19 protein-coding genes are annotated in these 20,639 nt (G+C 68.2%); 17 read left to right on the forward strand and 2 right to left on the reverse strand.

Annotated features, from left to right (window positions below):
• Window positions 1–32 precede the first annotated feature (32 nt).
• Entirely contained in the window at window positions 33–539 is a 507-nt protein-coding gene (locus TVD_RS09265) for a hypothetical protein (protein WP_047251445.1), read from the reverse strand.
• Window positions 540–662: 123 nt separating this feature from the next.
• Between TVD_RS09265 and TVD_RS09270 the strand changes: the two genes are divergently transcribed.
• The 15 genes from TVD_RS09270 to TVD_RS09340 all read left to right on the forward strand — a co-directional run bounded on the left by TVD_RS09270 (window position 663) and on the right by TVD_RS09340 (window position 15,284).
• Window positions 663–1,541 carry a decaprenyl-phosphate phosphoribosyltransferase gene (locus TVD_RS09270; protein ID WP_018950715.1) on the forward strand — a complete coding sequence of 293 codons (879 nt, stop codon included), beginning with the start codon at window positions 663–665 and terminating at the stop codon, window positions 1,539–1,541.
• The gene (locus TVD_RS09275; protein ID WP_047251446.1) at window positions 1,538–2,512 is read left to right on the forward strand and encodes a lysylphosphatidylglycerol synthase transmembrane domain-containing protein; all 975 of its coding nucleotides are present in this window, start codon (window positions 1,538–1,540) and stop codon (window positions 2,510–2,512) included. The genes TVD_RS09270 and TVD_RS09275 overlap by 4 nt, the downstream gene beginning before the upstream one ends.
• Before the next feature lie 213 nt (window positions 2,513–2,725).
• Window positions 2,726–4,024 (forward strand): FAD-binding oxidoreductase, encoded by a 1,299-nt coding sequence (locus tag TVD_RS09280; protein ID WP_047251447.1) that lies wholly within the window; start codon window positions 2,726–2,728, stop codon window positions 4,022–4,024.
• A 5-nt stretch (window positions 4,025–4,029) separates the two neighbouring features.
• Entirely contained in the window at window positions 4,030–4,782 is a 753-nt protein-coding gene (locus tag TVD_RS09285) for an SDR family oxidoreductase (protein WP_420804904.1), read from the forward strand.
• Between the two features lie 286 nt (window positions 4,783–5,068).
• The gene (locus tag TVD_RS09290; protein WP_047251449.1) at window positions 5,069–5,749 is read left to right on the forward strand and encodes an HAD-IB family hydrolase; all 681 of its coding nucleotides are present in this window, start codon (window positions 5,069–5,071) and stop codon (window positions 5,747–5,749) included.
• Window positions 5,746–7,251 (forward strand): ArnT family glycosyltransferase, encoded by a 1,506-nt coding sequence (locus tag TVD_RS09295; protein ID WP_047251450.1) that lies wholly within the window; start codon window positions 5,746–5,748, stop codon window positions 7,249–7,251. The genes TVD_RS09290 and TVD_RS09295 overlap by 4 nt, the downstream gene beginning before the upstream one ends.
• 120 nt (window positions 7,252–7,371) lie before the next feature.
• On the forward strand, window positions 7,372–7,941 hold the full coding sequence (locus tag TVD_RS09300; protein WP_047251451.1) for an invasion associated locus B family protein: 570 nt from the start codon (window positions 7,372–7,374) through the stop codon (window positions 7,939–7,941).
• Between the two features lie 43 nt (window positions 7,942–7,984).
• Window positions 7,985–8,548 (forward strand): Na+/H+ antiporter subunit E, encoded by a 564-nt coding sequence (locus tag TVD_RS09305; protein ID WP_047251452.1) that lies wholly within the window; start codon window positions 7,985–7,987, stop codon window positions 8,546–8,548.
• Window positions 8,545–8,871 carry an MrpF/PhaF family protein gene (locus tag TVD_RS09310; protein ID WP_047251453.1) on the forward strand — a complete coding sequence of 109 codons (327 nt, stop codon included), beginning with the start codon at window positions 8,545–8,547 and terminating at the stop codon, window positions 8,869–8,871. The genes TVD_RS09305 and TVD_RS09310 overlap by 4 nt, the downstream gene beginning before the upstream one ends.
• Window positions 8,861–9,157, forward strand: a complete 297-nt coding sequence (locus TVD_RS09315) for a monovalent cation/H(+) antiporter subunit G (protein WP_018168620.1) — start codon at window positions 8,861–8,863, stop codon at window positions 9,155–9,157. Before TVD_RS09310 ends, TVD_RS09315 begins: the two co-directional genes overlap by 11 nt.
• Complete coding sequence (locus TVD_RS09320; protein ID WP_047251454.1) at window positions 9,154–10,149, forward strand: hydrogenase subunit MbhD domain-containing protein; 996 nt, start codon at window positions 9,154–9,156, stop codon at window positions 10,147–10,149. The genes TVD_RS09315 and TVD_RS09320 overlap by 4 nt, the downstream gene beginning before the upstream one ends.
• The gene (locus TVD_RS09325) at window positions 10,146–10,568 is read left to right on the forward strand and encodes a cation:proton antiporter subunit C (RefSeq protein ID WP_047251455.1); all 423 of its coding nucleotides are present in this window, start codon (window positions 10,146–10,148) and stop codon (window positions 10,566–10,568) included. Before TVD_RS09320 ends, TVD_RS09325 begins: the two co-directional genes overlap by 4 nt.
• Window positions 10,565–12,049, forward strand: coding sequence for a complex I subunit 5 family protein (locus TVD_RS09330; RefSeq protein ID WP_047251456.1), 1,485 nt, complete (start codon window positions 10,565–10,567; stop codon window positions 12,047–12,049). Before TVD_RS09325 ends, TVD_RS09330 begins: the two co-directional genes overlap by 4 nt.
• The gene (locus tag TVD_RS09335; RefSeq protein ID WP_047251457.1) at window positions 12,049–13,569 is read left to right on the forward strand and encodes a complex I subunit 5 family protein; all 1,521 of its coding nucleotides are present in this window, start codon (window positions 12,049–12,051) and stop codon (window positions 13,567–13,569) included. Before TVD_RS09330 ends, TVD_RS09335 begins: the two co-directional genes overlap by 1 nt.
• Window positions 13,566–15,284 carry a complex I subunit 5 family protein gene (locus TVD_RS09340; protein WP_047251458.1) on the forward strand — a complete coding sequence of 573 codons (1,719 nt, stop codon included), beginning with the start codon at window positions 13,566–13,568 and terminating at the stop codon, window positions 15,282–15,284. Before TVD_RS09335 ends, TVD_RS09340 begins: the two co-directional genes overlap by 4 nt.
• Before the next feature lie 88 nt (window positions 15,285–15,372).
• On the opposite strand, the gene TVD_RS09345 is transcribed toward TVD_RS09340, so the two are convergent.
• Complete coding sequence (locus TVD_RS09345; protein WP_047251459.1) at window positions 15,373–16,278, reverse strand: alpha/beta hydrolase; 906 nt, start codon at window positions 16,276–16,278, stop codon at window positions 15,373–15,375.
• 155 nt (window positions 16,279–16,433) lie between these two features.
• Here TVD_RS09345 and TVD_RS09350 point away from each other — a divergent pair, with 155 nt between their 5' ends.
• Window positions 16,434–19,142: a cation-transporting P-type ATPase gene (locus TVD_RS09350; RefSeq protein WP_047251460.1), complete on the forward strand. Its 2,709-nt coding sequence runs from the start codon at window positions 16,434–16,436 to the stop codon at window positions 19,140–19,142.
• Between the two features lie 137 nt (window positions 19,143–19,279).
• Window positions 19,280–20,242, forward strand: coding sequence for a calcium/sodium antiporter (locus tag TVD_RS09355; RefSeq protein ID WP_047251461.1), 963 nt, complete (start codon window positions 19,280–19,282; stop codon window positions 20,240–20,242).
• The last annotated feature ends 397 nt before the right edge of the window (window positions 20,243–20,639 follow it).

Consider the following 20,639-nt stretch of genomic DNA (forward strand, 5'->3'; position numbering starts at 1 on the left):
CGTGCCCGACGGGGGCCCGTCACGCGCAGCGCCTAGTCGCGGGCATTGTCGAGCATCTCCTGCAGGGCCTCTTCGCTACCGGCGTGACTGACGCCAGTCACCACGCCCTCGTCATCCAGCAGGATCACGGTCACCTGCTCGCGCTGATGCGGGAGGAAACCGGCATCGGCCTTGCTGGAGGTCACCACGATGGAATAGTCCCGCGCCTGCATGCGCGGCAGCACCACGTTCTGCATCGGTTGCGGCGGCATCTCGTGGATATCGGCGATGTAGACGATGCCCTCGCGTTCTTCGGCGGTCATGCCACTCAGAACCGCATTGGCGATACCGGCCGGCGCGGCCTCCACGGTCTTCAGGATCACGCGGGCATTGCCCGGCAGCTCCACCGCATCGCCGTGCTGGTCATTCAGGGTGCGCTCGGGAAAGGGCTGGCCTTCGGCGAACTCGGGCTCCGGGCCACCGCCGGACATGCAACCGGCGACAAGCCCGGCCGCGGCCAGCAGGACGGCGGGCAGGAAGGATCGGGCGATACGGGACATGAAAGTTCTCCTGCGAGTCAAAACATGGAATCGAGCGCGCAGCACGGGCGCGCTTTAGCGCCGCCGATGGTAACGCATCGAGTGCGTCAGTAGACTGCAACGACCTTCACGACCGACGCCTGCATGCTGTATTCGCTGATCAAACTGCTGCGCCCGCACCAGTACATCAAGAACGGGTTCGTGTTCCTCGGTGTGGTGTTCGCGCACGAGTGGGGCGAACCCGGCACGGTGCTGGCGGCCAGTCTCGCCTTCCTCGCCTTCTGCGCGATCGCCAGCGCGGTGTACGTGCTGAACGACATCGTCGATGTCGAGGCCGACCGCCAGCATCCGACCAAGCGCGACCGCCCCATCGCCAGCGGTGCGATCAGCGTCCCCACCGCCTGGGCGATCTTCGCAACGGCGGCGGTCCTCGCGCTGGTCCTCGCGGCGATGGTCAGTACCTGGGTCATCGCGCTGATCCTGACCTACCTGGTGCTGAACGTGGCCTATTCCTGGTCGCTGAAGCACATCGTGATCCTTGATGTATTCAGCATCGCGGCCGGCTTCATGCTGCGCATCCTCGCCGGCACCCTGGGCCTGGGCATCGAGCCCTCGCAGTGGCTGCTGCTGTGCGGCCTGATGCTGACGCTGTTTCTTGGCTTCGCCAAGCGCCGCGCGGAGCTGGCCGACGACACCATCGAACGCCGCGGCAACGCCGATCGGCCGCGGCGCGTACTCGACGACTACAGCCTCAGCCTGCTCGATCAGTTCACCTCCATCAGCGCCGCCTGCACGGTACTCGCCTATGGCCTGTACACCGTCAGCGCGGAGACCATGGCCCTGCACGGCACCGACGGGCTGATCTACACCCTGCCGTTCGTGATCTACGGCATCTTCCGCTACCTGTTCCTGCTGCACGCCCGCGGCGGCGGCAACGACACCTCGCGCGACCTGGTCACCGACCCCCACCTGCTGGCCACTGTTGCGGTGTGGCTGGGGGTCACCATCGCCGTGCTCGCATGAGCACGGTACGGCTCTCCGGCTGGCGCCTGCGCGCGGTGATGTTCTCGGTCATCGTGGCCGTCGCCCTGTATCTCGGGGTCGCCCTGTGGGCCGGTGCGGACGAGGTCTGGCGCGCCCTCAAGCTGGTGGGCTTCGGCGGACTGCTGCTGGCCCTGGCGCTGTCACTGGTGAACTACAGCCTGCGTTTCACCCGCTGGCAGCTGTACCTGCGCACCCTGGGCCATGCCGTCCCGACCCGCGCCAGCCTGCACATCTACGTGGCCGGCTTTGCCCTGACCACCACCCCCGGAAAGGCCGGGGAAGCCCTGCGCGGGGTGCTGCTGAAACGCCGCCACGTACCCTACCCCGACAGCTTCGCGGCATTCGTCTCCGAACGCCTGTCCGACCTGATCGCGGTGGTGCTGCTGTCCATGCTGGGACTGACCCTGGTCGCCCAGGGCACCTGGCTGATCCTGATCGGTGCCGCCTGCATCCTGGCCGCGCTGGTGGTGCTCGCCTGGCGCCGGCCGCTGGCGTGGCTGCAAACCGTGAGCGACCGCCCGGGGCAGCGCCTGTGGCGCACCCTGCACCATCTGGTTACCGTCCTGCTGCAGGCGCGGCGCTGCCACCGGCCCGCCCTGGTGGCCGGCGCCACCGTGCTCAGCGTGATCGCCTGGAGCGCGGAGGCCCTGGCCTTCTGGTGGATCCTCAACGCCATGGGCTTCGAGGCCACGTTCGCCTTTGCCGCGTTCGTGTTCGCCCTGGCCATGCTGGCGGGCGCATTGAGCTTCCTGCCGGGGGGGCTCGGCGGCACCGAGGCGGTGATGATCGCCCTGCTGCTATGGGCCGACATGCCACCGGCCGATGCGGTCGCGGCGACCATGCTGATCCGCTTCACCACGCTGTGGTTCGCGGTGATCCTCGGCCTGATCGCGCTGGGCACCAACCCCGAGGCCCGCGGCCGCGAATTCCCGGACCCGCACCATGGCTAGGCTCGCCGCGCCAATCCCGTCATTGCGAGGCCCCGCAGGGGCCGCGGCAATCTCCCGAAGCTGTTCCGGGCGTTGGGGGCAGGAGACGGCGATAACTCGCTGCGCTCGCCCGTCGGGCCGGCCTGCGGTCGTTCAACGCGCTACGCGCCTTTGTGCCGCGGCCGCGCAGCGGCCTCGCAATGACGGGGACATTGGGCGCGCGGAGGCCATGGCATGACCGCCAGCTGGAACCGCATCCCTCGGGTGGAACACGCGGCCGAGGTCGCGCTCGGTCGCCGCGGGCGGGCATTGCCCGACGTGCCACGCCCCCTGCTCGCCCACGGGCTGGGGCGCAGCTATGGGGACGTCTGCCTGAATCCCCTGGCCTCGCTGCTGCACACGCCGGGGCTGGATCGCTTCGTGGCCTTCGACGCCGCCACTGGAGAGCTCACGGCCGAGGCCGGGGTATCGCTGGATGCGCTGCTGCGCTTTGCCGTGCCACGCGGCTGGTTTCCGCCGGTGGTGCCCGGCACGCGCTTCGTTACCCTGGGGGGTGCGGTCGCCAATGACGTGCACGGCAAGAACCACCACCAGGCCGGCAGCTTCGGCGACCATGTACGCGCCCTGACCCTGCGTCGTTCCGATGGCCAGGTGCTGGAGGTCACCCCCGAGAACACACCCGACTGGTTCGCCGCGACCGTCGGCGGCCTGGGCCTGACCGGCCTGATCGAGACCGTGACCCTGCAACTGGCCCCGATCCGCAGGGCCTGGATGCGCGCCTGGTCGCAGCGCTTCGACTCGCTGGACGCATTCTGGGAGCTGAACGCCCAGTCCGAGCGCGAGTGGCCCTACACCGTGGCCTGGATCGACTGCCTGAACCCGGGAGCCGGCGGCCGGGTCGGTCGCGGCATCTACAGCGGCGGGCGCCATGCCACCACCGCGCCGCGCAAGGACGCCTGGCACGAACACCGCCGCAGCATCCCGCTGGACCCGCCGGTGTCGCTGGTCAACCGCCTGACCCTGCGCGCGTTCAACCACCTCTACTACCGCCAGCCGGTGCACGCGACCCCGCGCGCGGTCCATCACCTGCCCTGGCTGTTCCCGCTGGACGCGATCCGGCACTGGAACCGGATCTACGGTCACAACGGGTTCTACCAGTACCAGTGCGTGCTGCCGCCGGCGGCTTCAAAGGACGGCGTGCAGGCCCTGCTGGATGCCATCGCCGCCAGTGGCCAGGGCTCGTTCCTCGCGGTGCTCAAGACCTTCGGCGACCGCGCCGCCCCGGGCCTGCTGTCCTTCCCGCGCCCGGGTGCCACGCTCGCGCTGGACTTCCCGGAAAAGGGCCGCGACACCGAACGCCTGTTCGCGCGCCTGGACGCGATCGTGCAGGAGGCCGGCGGTGCCCTGTACCCTGCGAAGGACGCACGCATGCCGGCCGACGTCTTCCGCCAGGGGTTCCCCCGCTGGGAGGCCTTCGCCGAGTATGTGGACCCCGAATTCTCCTCCGGCTTCTGGCGCAGGGTGACTGCATGAACCCAATGAAGAACGTTGTCCTCTTTGGTGCCACCTCGGCCATTGCCTCCGCGGCGGCGCGGGAGTGGGTGGACACCGGCGCACGGTTGTTCTGTGTGGCCCGCGACGGCGAGGCGCTGGAGGCCCTGCTGGCCGACCTGCGGGTGCGTGGCGACGACCCGGACGGCACCCGCATCCTCGGCGCCACGGCGGATCTCGCCGACATCGACGGCCACGCGGCCATCTGGCAACAGGCGCAGGAGGCCCTGGGCGAGGTGGACAGCGTGCTGCTGGCCTGGGGCACCCTGCCCGACCAGGCCACCTGCAACGCCTCGGTGGACGAGACCCTCGAGGCGATCCACGTCAACGGCACCAGCGCCATCGCCCTGCTCGCCCGCATCGCGCCGGACTTCGAGGCCCGCGGCCGGGGCGTGATCGCCGCCATCGGCTCGGTCGCCGGCGACCGCGGGCGCCAGAGCAACTACGCCTATGGCACGGCGAAGGGCATGCTCGCGATCTACCTGCAGGGCCTGCGCAACCGGCTGTTCTTCAGCGGTGTGGACGTGGTCACGCTCAAGCCCGGCTTCGTGCGCACCCCGATGACCGAGGGCTTCAACCGCGCCGGCGCCCTGTGGGCCGAACCGGAAACGGTCGCCCGGGGCATCGTCCGCGCCATGCACCGTGGCCGCGACGTGGCCTACCTGCCCGGCAAGTGGTGGGTCATCATGACCATCATCCGCCTGATCCCCGAATACCTGTTCAAGCGCCTCAAGCTCTAGGGAAACACTGATCCATGTACACACTCGCGTTGGAACCCCAGGTTTGCCGAGACCAGGCGCGGTGCGCAGCCGGTAGTGGTTCTACCGGCAAGGGCCGCAACGCAGGATCGGGGAACCTGGGGTGCCAACCCCACAAGCGATTGAATGCAGGGGCTCGGCCGCTTTTGCGTGGGAACGGCGTTGCGGTTCCCTTGTGCAGAATGACTGCACGGCAGTCACCGCGCCTTGTTCGCACGCAAAAGCGACTCGAGCGCGAGCGTGTACATGGATCAGTGTTTCCCTAGCCATGTCCGCCCCCACCCGGCCCGGCCCCGCGCGGCAGATCGTGCTGTTCGATTTTGATGGCACCCTGACCCGGCGCGACAGCCTGTTCCCCTTCCTGCGCCACGCACTGGGGACAGTGGAATTCCTGCGACGCCTGCCGGACTGCCTCCCCGCCCTGACCGGCCTGGCGCTGAAGCGCCTCTCCAACCAGGACGCGAAGGAGGCCGTGCTAACCCGCATGCTGGCCGGCGAGACCCTCGCCCACCTGCAGGCAAAGGGCCGCGAGTTCGCCGAGGGCCGCCTGGACCGTCTGCTGCGCCCGGCGGGCATGCGCGCGCTCCAGGCCCACCAGGCCACGGGCCATGACTGCGTGCTGGTGTCCGCCTCGCTGGATCTCTGGCTGCAGCCCTGGGCCGAGCGCCACGGCCTTGCCGGCGTAGTCAGCTCGCGCCTGGCGGTCGATGACAGCGAACGCGTGACCGGGCGCCTCGACGGTACCAACTGCCGGGGCGCGGCCAAGCCGGCCGCCATCGCCGCCTGGCTGGCGACCCTGCCCCCGGAGGAGCCGGTGGACCTGGTCGCGGCCTACGGCGACAGCGACGCCGACCAGCCAATGCTGGAGCTGGCCCGCAGCGGCTACCGGCTGCGTCGGGGCCGCTTCCGGCGCGTCCACGGACCCGCCCTGGAGGGTGCCCCCGAGTGAGACCGACACCCACCTCGTGGCCGTGGCTCGCGCGCCACTACGGCGCGATCCTGCTGGCCGTCCTGCTGGTCAAGATCGGCATGGCATGGGCGCTGCCGATCACCGGCGACGAGGCCTATTTCCTCATCTGGGGCCATAACCCGGATCTGGGCTATTACGACCACCCGCCGATGATCGGCTGGTGGCTCGGCGCCATCCTGCCCCTGTCGGACCATCCGCTGGCGATCCGCGCCCTGGGCATCTTCGCCTCCATGGCCCCGGCGCTTGCGGTCTTTCTCTGGTGGCGACATACCGATCCGGTCCGGGCGCGCCTGGTCTCGCTGCTGGCGCTGTTCATGCCGCTGTTCTTCATCGCGGTCATCACCGCGACGGACACCCCGCTGATCCTGTTCGCCCTGCTCGCCACCGGCCTCGCCTGGCTGGCGCTGCGCACCGGGCGCGCGGCCTATTTCCTGCTCGCCGGGCTGGCCCTGGGGCTGGCGTTCCTGTCCAAGTACTTCGCGGTGCTCCTGGGCATCGCGCTGGGGCTGCACATCCTGCTGTTCGCGCGGCAGCACTGGCGCGGCCTCTTGCTGATCATCCTCGGCGTGGTGCCGGCGGTCGCCCTCAATCTGTACTGGAACTGGGACAACTGCTGGTACAACGTGATGTTCAACGTCGTGAACCGGCATGGCGACGGCGGCTTCGACCCGGGCAACTGGCTCACCTACGCGATCCTGCTCGTCTATCTGTTCACGCCCTGGCTGCTGTGGCTCTACGCCCGCCAGTGGCGCGCCCTGGCCGCCGGCATCCGCGACCACCAGCTGGGCGTGTTCCTCTCCGCCGGGCTGATCCCGCTGATCCTGTTTGCCCTGCTCGCCCCGTTCAAGAGCATCGGGCTGCACTGGCTCGCCGCCTTCGCGCCCTTCCTGCTGCTGCCCGCGCTGTTCCTGGCCCGACGCTCTCTGACGCTCGGCGTCTGGCTCTCCGGGGCCCTCGCGGTGCTGCACGCCGTCGCGATCCTGACCCTCGCGCTGATGCCAGTGGAATGGCTGAAGGGCCAGGACCGCTACGCCGACGCCGTGTTCTACCTGGCCCCGGAATCGGTGGCCGAGGTGGTGGGCGAATACGACGCGGACTGGCACGTCTTCACCCGCAGCTACTCGCGCTCGGCGGTACTGGGCTACTACGCCGGCCGCGAGGTCGGGGTGTTCGGCGCCGGCTCGCACTATGGCCGCCAGGACGACCTGCTTACCGACTTCCGCGCCCTTGACGGCGCCAACCTGCTCTACGTCCCCACCCGCGGCGAGCTGGATCCGGCGCATGTGGAGCCCTTCTTCGACGAGGTGCGCATACGCGAAGTCACCATCCGCGGCGTCGCCTGGACCCTCGCCGAGGGCCGCGGCTTCGACTACGCCGCCTACCACGACCAGGTCCTGCAGCCAGTCCTCGATCGCTACTACGACCTCCCGGACTGGCTGCCCGAGGGCCGCTGCGACTTCGTCGAGCGCTACACCCGCTGACCCACGGACGGGAGGGAAATGCGCCTACCGCGTCCCCGAAACCGAAGCCGGTTCGAGGCACCGACTTGTGCGGCGCGCTAGAGTAGGGGCGTCATTTCAATACCGGAGATACCTCGACTCATGCATACGGCCATCCAGTGTGTTCGCCGCGTCCGCCGCGGTCCCTCCATCGCCCTGCTTGCCTTGCTGGTCACGGGCCTCGCCGCCCCGGGGGCGGCGCAGGACATGGGACAACCCGGCCAACCGCAGCAGCCCGTGCAGCAGGAGCCGGAAACCACCGTCTACCAGGACTGGGAGGTCGCCTGCATCGACACCCCGAACGGCGAGCGCTGCCAGATGCAGCAGACCCTGCAGATTCAGGACGAACAGGCGCAGGGACTGTTTCTGCAGGCCACCATCCGCCGCGAGGGTGACCAGCATGTGATCGAGGTGCTGGTGCCGCTGGGCGTGGATCTGCGACCCGGTATCCGCATGCAGGTCGATGACGCGGGCGAGGAAATGGACGCCGGCTACGTGACCTGCGTGCAGCAGGGCTGTGTCGCCGGACGCGAACTGAACAGCCAGCAGATGAGCGCGCTCCGAGGCGGGCAGGCCCTGACCGTGGCCTTCCGCGCCCTGCACCAGGAGCAACCGTTCGTCTTTGACGTGTCCTTGATGGGGTTCACCGACGCCAGCAACGAGCTGAGATAAGAGCGCCAGGATCACCTCGGCACCTCCGCCAGTTAGCGACTCGATGACGCCCGCGTCTCGCTCCTCGCAACCGAACCCCGGCTTCCCCGGCCGCGCGCGGTCACGTGGCAGGCGGGCGATCGGGACTGCGGCCGCGGCCGCGCTGCTGTGGTGGGTGCTCGCGGGCCACGAGGCCCTGCTGGAACCGCTGGCCCTGCTGGCGATCGTTCTGGCCGGTAGCGCCAGCCTGCTGCTGCCGACCGGCCGGCCGCTCCCGTTACGCCTGCGCGCCCTGCCCGACCTGCTGGGCTTTTTTCTTCGCAACTCGTTTCTGGGCGGCCTGGATGTCGCGCGCCGCGCCCTGGATCCGCGCCTGCCAATCCAGCCGGCGTTCGTGACCTACCGAACCGAACTGGCCCATGGGCCGCCGCTGACCCTGTTCATGGCGGTCATTAGCCTGTTGCCCGGCACGCTCAGCATTCGGCTGGAGGGCCGGTTGTTGACCCTGCATGTGCTGGATCGCGACGCCGACACCCGGGCGGCGCTGATCGCTCTGGAACGACGCATCCGGGCCGCCTTCCGCGACCCGCGTGACCACCGCGACAAACGCAACGGGAAAACCTCGTGAGCGTCTTCTACCTGGCCACGGCGCTGTTCCTGCTGGGCACCATCCTGCTGGGTCTCGTTCGGGTACTGCGCGGGCCGGGTTCCGGGGACCGGATGCTGGCCGCGCAACTATTCGGCACCACCGGGGTGACGATCCTGCTGCTGCTGTCGCTGGTACTGGAGGAATCCGCCCTGGTGGATGTGGCGCTGGTCTTTGCGCTGCTGGCGGTGGTCGCCGCCGTGGCCTTCGTCCGCCAGCACGGCCTGCCGGAACCACCGGATACCCCAATCCACCGCCAGCACGCGGAATCCGCCGAGCCGGAGGAGCCGAACGATGATCGCTAATACCCTGACCGTGGTCCTAATCCTGGCGGGGCTCGTGTTCTTCGCCGCCGGCACCGCCGGGCTGCTGCGCTTTCCCGACGTCTACTCGCGCCTGCATGCGTTGACCAAGGCCGACAACGTCGGGCTCGGGCTGGTGGTACTCGGACTGATGTTCCAGGCCAGCGGTCCGGCGGACATCCTCAAGCTGCTGCTGATCTGGCTTCTGGTCCTGGCCGCGGGGACCACCGCCGCGCACATGGTGGCGCAACGAACCTGGACCCACGGGGAGTTCGAGTCGGATCGATGAACGGGCTGCTGGTCCTCTTCGATCTGATCCTGCTGGCCGGCATCGTCGGGGTGGCCTGGCGCTGCCTGGCGAGTACCGACCTGTTCCGGGCCGTGGTGCTGTTCATTACATTCGGATTGCTGCTGGCGCTGGCCTGGGTGCGGCTGGAGGCCCCGGACATCGCGCTCGCCGAGGCCGCGATCGGCGCGGGCATCACCGGTGCCCTGCTTCTGGTCACGCTGGAACGCCTGCGCAGCATCATGGCGGAACGTCGCAGTGGCCGCCCGCATACGCCCCCGCCCGACCCCACCGGGCCGCATGCCCTGCTGCGGGCGCTGCACGACCCGCCGCCCGAACGCCGGACCTTCCTGCCCGCTTTGACCTTTGCCCTGGTGGTCGGCGGCCTGCTGGTCACCGCGCTGTGGCACCAGCCGCAGTCCACCGGGCTGGAGCCGGTAGTGGATGCGCACATGGACGTCTCGGGCGTCGATCACCCGATCACCGCGGTGCTGCTGAACTTCCGCGCCTACGACACCTTCCTCGAGCTGGCGATTGTCCTGATCGCACTGCTGGGCGCGTGGTCGCTGGGGCGACATGACCTGATCCCGGCGCGTCCGGCCCCGGGCCCGATCCTGCCCGGCACCCTGCGCCTGCTGGTCCCGGTCGCGATCGTCACCGGGGTGTACGTGCTGTGGGCCGGGAGCCACGCCCCCGGCGGGGCCTTCCAGGCCGGGGCCATCCTCGGCGCGGCCGGGATCCTGCTGGTCCTGGCGCGACCGCACCAGCTGCCAATGGCGCCGGGGGTGCCACTGCGCCTGGGCCTGACCGCCGGCGTCGCCCTGTTCCTGCTGGTGGGGCTGTACGGCCTCGTGGCCGGACACGGCTTTCTCGGCTATGCGGACGCCTGGGCCTACCCGCTAATCCTCCTGATCGAGATCGCGGCGACGCTGTCCATCGCACTGGCCCTGGTGGCCCTGTTCGTGGCCGGGCGCCCGGCCGGGGACGACGCATGAACGGCCTGGCCGAAACACTGGCCCACACGCTGGCACCGGGCCTGTTGTACCCCACCGCTGGGGCGATCCTGTTCGCCCTGGGGCTGTACGGGCTGATCCGCCGGCACCATCTGGTCCTGCGCATCCTGGCCCTGAACATCATGGGCTCGGGCGTGTTCATGGTGCTGCTGGGTGTGGCCGCCCGCGGCGAGGGCCCGCCGGACCCGGTGGCACAGGCCCTGACCCTGACCGGCATCGTGGTCGCGGTCAGCGCGACCGCCTTCGCCCTGGCTTTGGTGGTGCACCTGACGCGGCTGACGGGCCATGCAGTGATACTCCCCGGGCCACCGGACGACGACGCCCCGGTGGAAGACATCTCGCGCGGCGAACATCACGCCGACGGCGGCCCCGCCGCCTCGGACGAGGATCGGCCCTCGTGACCCCGGCAAATGCCGAGTGGCTCCCGGCGGCGATCGCCGGGCTGGTCGCGCTGTCGCTGGTAGTGGCCGTATTGGCGACGGCCTGGCCGCGCCAGGCCCATCGCGTCGGCCTGCTGGGGGCGCTCGCCATCACAGCCTGGGTGCTCGGTCTGAGTGCGCTGTTCCTGAACGCCGGACCGGATCCGGAGGCCGCGGCCACACGGGTGGCACTGGGGGGCTGGGAGGCGCCACTGGGCCTGATGCTGCATCTGGACGGGCTGTCCATGACCCTGCTGGTGCTGACGGCCGTCGTGGGGCTTGCGACCAGCCTCTACAGCCTGGGCTATGTGCATGATCGCATCGAGCGGCGCCAGTTCTGGCCCTTGTGGCTCTGGCTGTGGGCCGGCCTGAACATGCTGTTTCTCTCCGGCGATGCCTTCAACCTGTACATCACGCTGGAGGTGGTCTCGCTGTCCGCGGTGGCGCTGGTCGCCTTCACCGGAACGGCCGCCGCGGTCTCCGGCGCAGTGCGCTATCTGCTGGTCAACATCCTCGGCTCGCTCAGCTTCCTGATGGGGGTGGTGCTGCTGTTCGGAGAGCACGGGGTCCTCGACCTGCTGCTGCTGGAGACGCGCACCGAGGCGGGCCCCACAGAACGCATGGCGGCCGTACTGATGACCGCCGGGCTCATGCTCAAGGCTGCGCTGTTCCCACTGCATGTCTGGCTGGCGCCGGCCCACGGTTCGGCCCCGGCGCCGGTCAGCGCGGTGCTCTCAGGGCTGGTGGTCACCGGGTCGTTCTATCTGATCCTGCGTCTGTGGATGGGCGTGTTCGCCCCGCTGGCCACCCCGGCCTTCGGCATCCTCGTCGGGATGCTGGGCGTGGCGGCGCTGGTCTGGGGCTCGCTGCAGGCCCTGCGCGCCGGGCGCCTCAAATCGATCGTGGCCTATTCCACCGTCGCCCAGTTCGGTTATCTGCTGATCGCCTTCCCGCTGATGCTGGTGGACCCGGGCGCCTGGCGGGTGGTGGTGTTCTTCGCGGTCGTCCACGCGCTGGCCAAGGCCTCGGTCTTCCTCGCGGCGGGCACGCTGCAGCACGCCGCCGGGCATGATCGGCTAGCCGACCTGGGCGATGTACTGCGGGCGCGGCCGCGCACGGTCTTCGCCCTGGGGCTGGCCGGCGTCAGCCTGATGGGGCTGCCGTTCACTGGCGGCTTCATCGCCAAGTACCTGCTGCTGGAGGCCGGTCTGGGCACAGTACTGGCCGGCAGCGTGATCGGCGTGCTGTGGGTGCTGGCGATCGCCGGCGGCGGCCTGCTCGCGGCGGCCTACATATTGCGGATGGTGGCCCCGGCCTTTCACCGCGGGCACGAAGATGCCGGCGAGGCGGTCTCGCCGTGGATGGACTGGGTGCCACTGGGCCTGGCGACCGTCGCGGCGCTCGCCGGGCTGTCCGGGACGCTGACCCTCAATACGCTCGCGCTGACGCCGGGGGCCCCCTGATGGACGGCGGCTGGCTGCTGCTCGCGATCCTGTTCAGCTCCCTCGGGCCGGGGATCGCGATCTTTTTCCTGCCCGAGCATCGCCAGGGCCTGCGTACCGCGCTGAACCTGGGTGGCGCCGGCACCAAGCTGGCACTGGTCGGAGTCCTGCTGGCCGGGGTGCTGCGCGGCGACGAATACCGCTTCAGCCTGCCGCTGATGCCGGGCATCGACCTGGTCCTGGCCGCGGACGCGTTGTCTCTGCTGTTCGCCAGTCTTTCGGCCGTGCTGTGGTTCGTGACCACCGTCTACGCGATCGGCTACCTGGAGGGTTCGCCCCGGCGCAGCCGCTTCTTCGGGTTTTTCTCCTTGTGCGTCAGTGCGACGGTCGGCATTGCCCTGTCCGGCAACCTGATCACCTTCCTGATTTTCTACGAGATCCTGACGCTGGCGACCTGGCCGCTGGTGGTCCATCGCGGTACGTCGGCGGCGCTGCGGGCCGGACGGCTCTATCTCGCCTACACGCTGACCAGCGGACTGGTGCTGTTCACGGCGATTGTCTGGCTCACGCTCCTGGCCGGAGCCGAGGGCTTCACCCCGGGCGGGTACCTGGACGGTCTCGCGGAGACGCACGCGACCACCCTCCAGATCCTGTTCGTGCTGCTGATGATCGGCTTCGGGGTAAAGGCGGCGCTGGTGCCGCTGCATTCGTGGCTGCCCATCGCGATGGTCGCGCCGGCGCCGGTGAGCGCGCTGCTGCACGCCGTGGCCGTGGTCAAGGCCGGCGCCTTCGGCATCATCCGCGTCGTCAACGACGTCTATGGAACCGAGCTGGCCATCGAACTGGGCCTGACCGCCGGGCTTTTGGTGGTGGCGGCGATCACCATTGTCTACGGTTCCATCCAGGCCCTGCGCACGGACGACCTGAAGCAGCGCCTGGCCTTCTCCACCATCAGCCAGGTCTCCTACATCATCCTCGGCGTGGCGCTGGCCGGGCCGCTGGGGATCATCGGCGGACTGGTGCACCTGGTGCACCAGGGCATCACCAAGATCACCCTGTTCTTCTGCGCCGGCAACTTCGCCGAGACCCTCGGCATCCACCGCATCAGCGAGCTCGACGGGGTCGGCCGGCGCATGCCGCTGACCATGCTTGCCTTCACCCTCGGGGCGCTGGGCATGATCGGCCTGCCACCGCTGGCGGGATTCGTGACCAAGTGGCACCTCGGGCTGGGGGCGCTGGAGGCCGGCACGCCCTGGGTGCTGGGCGTGCTGGTCCTCAGCAGCCTGCTGAACGCCGCCTATTTCCTGCCGCCGGTGATCCGTGGCTGGCTCGGTGAGCGCCGCGAGCCGTGGCACGAACCGCTGCAGGCGCATGCCGGGCCGACCCGCTTCGAGACCCACTGGATGCTGCTGTTTCCGGTGGTCTTCACCGCTGCCCTGGGCCTCCTGGTGGGACTCTTCGCCGGGCTGGGGCTGAGCCCGCTGGGCTGGGTCAGCCTGATCGTGCGGCGCGACTATTCGCTGCCGGAGTTCGGGCTGTGAGCAGCATCCTCCTGCTCGCCGTCCCACTGCTGCCGTTACTGCTGGCGGTATTTATCGGCCTGCGCCCGGGGCAGGCGGGGCTGAACCGCCTGGTCCCCTGGGCCGCGCTCCCCGGGCTGCTGCTCGCCGCCCTGGCCCCGACCGGGCTGGAGGCGACCTTCGATAGCCTGCTGATGGGGACCCACCTGGCCGTCGACCCAACCGGGCGGGCGTTTCTGGCCCTGACTGCAGGCCTTTGGCTGGCAGCCGGACTATTCGCCCTGGGCGAGCGGCGTGACGACGCCCGGCGCGAGCGCTTTTACGTGTTCTGGCTGCTGGCCCTGGCCGGGAATCTGGGCCTGGTCCTCGCGCAGGACGCGGCATCGTTCTACCTGTTTTTCTCCCTGATGAGCCTCTCCGCCTACGGGCTGGTGGTCCACTCCGGAAAGCCGGAGGCGTGGCGCGCCGGGCGGGTGTACCTGATCCTCGCGGTACTGGGCGAGGTCCTGCTACTCGCGGGCCTGCTCCTGGCCGTCCACGCCGCAGGGCAATCCAGCCTGGCGGCGGTGGCAGCCGCCCGCCCCGAGGGCTGGGCGCTCGCACTGCTGGTCGTAGGCCTGGGGATCAAGGCCGGCATGCTGCCGCTGCACTTCTGGCTGCCTCTGGCCCACCCGGCGGCCCCCGTACCGGCCAGCGCCGTGTTGTCCGGGGCGATGATCAAGGCCGGGCTGCTGGGCTGGATGCGGTTGCTGCCGCTAGACGCCACCGGGCATGCAGTGCTGGGCGAGACCCTGGTCCTGCTGGGCCTGGCAGCGGCCTTCCTCGGGGTCCTGGTGGGCGTCCTGCAGGTACGACCGAAGACCATCCTCGCCTACTCCAGCATCTCGCAGATGGGGCTGATGACGGTCGGCATTGGCCTGGCCCTGTTGCTGCCGGAGGCGCGCGGCTGGCTGCTGGCCGCCGTCACGCTGTACGCCGTTCACCACGGCCTGGCGAAGGGCGCGCTGTTCCTGACTGCCGGGATGCAGAACCAGTGGCCGGGTACGCCCCTGGCCCGGGCCGCGTTTGCCCTGTTCACCCTGTTGCCGGCCCTGGCCCTGGCCGGCCTGCCGTTCACCAGCGGCGCGCTGGCCAAGAACACACTAAAGGGCCCGCTGGCCCCCGACGCCCTGCCCGGCTGGCTGGCCCATACGGAGTTGCTGCTGACCCTCGCCGCGGCAGGCACCACCGTGCTGCTGCTGCGTTTCCTGTGGTGCTGGCAGACCGGGCTGCAGGCACCCGCCAACGGACTTGACCGGCAACGATGGTGGGCCTGGGGCGCGCTTGCACTGATTGGGTTGCTGCTCCCGCTCGGGGTCCTGGTCGTCGGGCCCGGCGGCCTGCCCGTCGAGCCGCGGGACCTCTATGGCCTGGCCCTGCTGTGGCCGATCGCCCTCGGGCTCGTCCTCGCCGGCATCGCCTACCGGCTGATCCGTGACCGCGAGACCCCGCGCGTGCCGGAGGGCGATCTGGCCGCCCTGGCCGAGGCCGCCTGGAGCGGCGCCCGGCGTACCCACCGAAACCTGGCCCTGCCACCACCCCGGCCGCGCCGGATGCCGGCACGCCTGCGGCTACTGCGCCTGAAACTGCGCCAGCGCCTGGAAGACGCCGAACGCGTCCTGACCCGATGGGAGACCATCGGGTTGCTGTTCTCCGCCGCGATGCTCGGGCTCTACCTGACGCTGCTGGTCGGATAGCCCCTAACACGGGCACGAAAAAGGCCGGCCCGGGGAATTCCCGGGCCGGCCTTGCACTAGCGCCGACTTGTTCTTGAGGGCTTACCGATCAGTTCTGATCGATGAAGTCCGCGGTGAAATCGGCCACGTCATCCGCGAAGAAGTCGCGGAAGAAGTGATCGGCACCGTCCACGGTCATCAGGGTGATGTCGCCGCTGTCCTTCACCGCCTCGACCTTCTGCGGCAGGTCCGGCACCACGTCGTCCTCGGAGCCGACGATCACCAGCGTCGGAATCTGCATGCCGCGGATCACCGAAGGGGTATCGTTCTGGCGGGTCGGTTCGTAGTAGCCAAGGAAGGCGCGCGGGGTCACGTCCAGCTCCTCGCAATAGAGGAAGCGAACGTCCTCCATCAGGGTCTCTTCCTGGTTCATGCGCTGCAGTTCGCGGGCACGATCCAGCATCACCTGCAGCGGCAGGCCGCTTTGCTCCTCGAACTCCGCCGCAGCCTCATCCTCGTCAAAGGTGGAAGCCGCCACCAGCACCAGGGCGCGGATGCCGTCCGGGTCGTGCTCGGTCAGGTAGCGGGCGACCTGATTGGCGCCACGGGAGTGTCCGAACAGGGTGACTGGACCGTAGCCTTCGTCCTGCAGCCATTCGTGCCACAGGCTGACCTCCTGCAGGTGATCGTCGACCCCGTGACGCACCGGGGCGTCACACTCGAACATCCCTTCACGTGCATCGATCCCGTAGCTCAGGTTGATCGACAGGGAGTTCAGTCCGTGCTCGGCCAGCAGGTCCTGGACCCCCGCCATCACCTCCATGCGCCCATGCGCCAGGGTACCGTGCAGCATCAGCACCACACCGTCAGAGGGGCTCGCCCCCATGCCTTCCTTCATATGCCCGACCAGGGTCAAATCATCGTGTTCCAGCGTGACCTTCTCCGCGGCCAGCGCGGCCGGGGCCACAAACAATGCTGCGGCCGCAAGGGCGGCCGTGGCGATCCAACGGGTCATGGGGAACCTCCTGGGTGGTTAGCGTGATCCAATAGACTCAGTAGCGGTGGGAAAATTCCGCCCGAACGCGTGGGCGTAGTCCTGACAGCGCGGCCTGCGCAGCGCATGATAGGCAAATCCGGCACGGCGCCGCCGCCCCCATTGATGGTAGACGCATGAGCAATCGTGACCCTTCCCTCGACTGGCACGCCCTGAAGACCGACGAGGTCCTCAAGCGCCTGGAGGTGGACGAGCACGGGCTCAAGTCTCCGGATGCCGAACAAAGGCTGCAGGACGTCGGCCCCAATCGCCTGCCGGAAACCGCACGCACCGGACCCATCCGGCGTTTCCTGCTGCAGTTTCACAACGTGCTGATCTACGTTCTGATCGCCGCGGCCATCGGCACCGCTTTCCTCGGGCACTGGCTGGATACCGGCGTGATCCTGGGGGTGGTACTGATCAACGCGATCATCGGCCACATCCAGGAGGGCAAGGCGGAAAAGGCGCTGGATGCGATCCGCCAGATGCTCTCGCCGAAGGCGCAGGTGCTGCGCGACGGCCAGCGCCGGAGTATCCCTGCGGAAGAGCTGGTCCCCGGCGACATCGTCTACCTGCAGGCGGGAGACCGCGTCCCGGCGGACCTGCGCCTGACCGGGGCGCACAACATGCGCATCGACGAGGCCGCGCTGACCGGCGAATCGGTCGCCAGCGAGAAGCAGACCGCCCCGGTGGAGCCAGAGGCCGACCTCGGCGACCGCGTCTCGATGGCGTATTCCGGCACACTCATCGCCTTCGGCCAGGGGCGCGGCGTGGTGATCGGCACCGGGGCCGATACCGAGATCGGGCGCATCTCCACCATGATCGGCGAGGTGGAGACCCTGACGACGCCGCTGCTGCGCCAGATCGCGCAGTTCGGCCGCTGGCTGTCGGTGGCGATCGGCATACTGGCCGCGGCCACCTTCGCCTTTGGCTTCTGGGTGCGCGACTACGACCTGGTGGAGACCTTCCTCGCGGCGGTCAGCCTCGCGGTCGCGGCCATCCCCGAGGGCCTGCCGGCGATCATGACCATCACCCTGGCGATCGGGGTACAGCGCATGGCCGCCCGCCACGCGATCATCCGCCGCCTGCCGGCGGTGGAGACCCTCGGCTCGGTCACCACCATCTGCTCGGACAAGACCGGCACCCTGACCCGCAACGAGATGACGGTGAAGAGCATCGTCACCACGGGCGCGGAGTACGAGCTGACCGGGGTGGGCTACGAGCCGCACGGTGGGATTACCCGCGACGGCCAGGAGGCCGACCCGGAATCCGACCCGCTGCTCGCGGAGATCCTGCGCGGCATCCTGCTGTGCAACGATGCCGAGGTCTACCCGAAGGACGACGCCTGGACCATGGAGGGGGACCCCACCGAGGGGGCGCTGATCACTGCGGCGATGAAGGGCGGACTGGACCCGAAGGAGGTCAACGAACGCTATGCTCGCGATGACGTGATCCCCTTCGAGTCGTCCTACAAGTTCATGGCGACCCTGCATCACGATCACGAAGGCGGGGCATTCGTCTTCCTGAAGGGCGCGCCGGAACGCGTGCTGGCCGTCTGCAGCCACCAGCGCACCGCCGACGGCGAAGAACCCCTGGACGCCGAACACTGGCAGCAGTGGATGGACGGCGTCGCCGCGCGCGGCCAGCGTCTGCTCGCCCTGGCCACGCGGCGCATGGAGGATCATCGCCGGGAGCTGGAGTTTGCCGACATCGAGGACGGCGGTCTCACCCTGGTCGCCGTCTGCGGCATCATCGACCCGCCCCGCGAAGAGGCCATCAAGGCAGTGGCCCACTGCCAAGAAGCCGGCATCCGCGTAAAGATGATCACCGGCGATCACGGCGTCACTGCGCGCGCCATCGCCGACGAGCTGGGCATCCGCACCGAGGGCGGCGTGGTGGTGGGCCACGAGCTGGAGAACGCCACCGACGAAGAGCTGAAGGAGCAGGTCCGCCACGTGGACGTGTTCGCCCGCGCCACGCCCGAGCACAAGCTGCGCCTGGTGCGCGCCATCCAGAGCCATCACGAGGTGGTGGCGATGACCGGCGACGGCGTCAACGACGCCCCGGCGCTCAAGCGCGCGGATGTCGGGATCGCCATGGGCATCAAGGGGACCGAGGCCGCGCGCGAGGCCTCCGAGATGGTGCTGGCCGACGACAACTTCGCCTCCATCGCCAACGCGGTGGAAGAAGGCCGCACGGTCTACGACAACCTGAAGAAGGCCATCCTGTTTCTGCTGCCCACCAACGGCGGCCAGGCCTTCACCATCGTCGCCGCCATCCTGCTCGGCCTGACGCTGCCGCTGACCCCGGTGCAGGTGCTGTGGGTGAACATGGTCACCGCCGTAACCCTGGCGCTGGCGCTGGCCTTCGAACCGACCGAACCCGGCGTGATGCAGCGCCCTCCACGCCCGCCGCGCACCCCCCTGCTGTCCGGGTTCCTGATCTGGCGCGTGGGGTTCGTCTCGGCGCTATTGGTCGCCGGCACCTTCGGCCACTTCCTGTGGCTGGAACAGCAGGGCGTGACCGACGAATTCGCCCGCACCGTGGCCATCAACACCCTGGTCATGGGCCAGTTGTTCTTCCTGTTCAACAGCCGCTACATCCTGGAACCGTCCTGCAATCGCGAGGGCCTGTTCGGCAGCCGCCCCGTGCTGATCGCCGTCGGCGCCCTGATCCTGCTACAGGGCCTGTTTACCTACGCCCCACCGCTGCAGTTCCTGTTCGGCACCACCGCCATCGGTCTGGAGGAATGGGGCCGCATCCTCGTGTTCGGGATCGTCCTGTTCACCTTCGTCGAGCTGGAAAAGGCCTTCCTGCGCCGCCGCGGCTTCAACCCGCACCGGTAGGTCCCTCTTCGCAGGACCGCCACGGAACTAACGGCAACAGACCTCCTCAAGCTGGCCATCTGCGCCCCAATCTCGGCACAAGACCTTCATGCTAGCCTCCACCCCCTCGGAAAGGCGAACCCTACAAGAGCCTCATCATGCTGAATGTATTGTTTCTAGTTCTCGGCATAGCCTTGCTCACCGCTGGTGGCGAAGCATTGATTCGGGGATCACTGGCCGCAGCCAAACGGCTCAGCGTATCGCCGTTACTCAGTGGCCTTGTGATCGTCGGTTTCGGCACATCCGCACCCGAGCTCGTCGTTTCTATTGATGCGGCCGTCAACGGACAGCCCGATATCGCCATTGGCAACGTCGTTGGCAGCAACATTGGGAACGTTCTTTTGATTCTTGGCATATGTGCCTTGATCACCCCCCTCGCAGTCCGCCCCCTGGCATTACGCAGGGATGCGGTCACCGTGGTCGGTGCAAGCATACTTTTTCTGGCCTTGGTCGGTGGGAGTGCGCTTGACCAGACCGACGCGTACATTTTCTTGTTTGCGTTACTCTCCTATTTAGCATGGGCTTACTATACGGAACGTTCGAACTCCGCACCGTCAGTCGAACTTCACAAGGCCGAAGCAGAAGAGCTTTCCGCAATACCTCGAAAAGGACTGTGGATTGTAGCCGCTGTTCTGACGGGGCTGGTTCTTCTAATTGTCGGATCGCAAGTATTGCTGAAGGGGGCCGTGGGGATTGCGACTCATTTTGGGGTCTCCGAAGCGGTGATTGGTTTAACCCTGGTCGCTGTCGGTACATCACTTCCAGAACTGTCAATATCGATTATCGCTGCAATTCGTCGGCATGCCGATGTCGCGGTCGGAAATATACTTGGAAGCAACATATTTAATCTATTGGGGATACTGGGAGTATCCGCGTTTCTGCAACCGCTCCCGATTCACGATCGAATCCTTCAATTCGATCAGTGGGTCATGCTCGGTTCGGCTCTTCTCCTCATGATTTTCTTGTACACGGGGCGTCGCCTGAGCCGGATAGAAGGCGGAGTACTGTTACTGTTTTACGGCATATACGTAACACTAAGTTTCACCGTATATGCTGGCTGATCGAGATCGCCACTCCCGACCTGCGGGCAAAAACGGGTCCAATCGATTTTCTATTTGCGATGAAAAAACGGCCCGCCAAACCGGTAGTGGCTCGATCGGACAGCCCTGCATTCGCCCGATCCATCTCCGAATTGGGCCAATGCTGGGCCGGAAACAGCGTCGCGCGCATTGCGTCAGTGCGGGTTTTCTATACGAGAAGGCCTGCGTATCAAGTTTGGCGGATGACGGCCGCTCGTTCTGCCCCGTAACCGGCCAGGTCGAAGGTAAGGCGGCTCGACGTCAATTCAACGGATCCCGCCACCGAGACGCCAGCGGCAAATGGACCATACGCAATCACCCCTGCCAGGTACCTTTCACGCACATTCCGGGTTCAGCTCGATGCGCCGAGTGGTGTGGC

The sequence above is a fragment of the Thioalkalivibrio versutus genome (genome assembly GCF_001020955.1).
Lineage (GTDB): Bacteria > Pseudomonadota > Gammaproteobacteria > Ectothiorhodospirales > Ectothiorhodospiraceae > Thioalkalivibrio > Thioalkalivibrio versutus.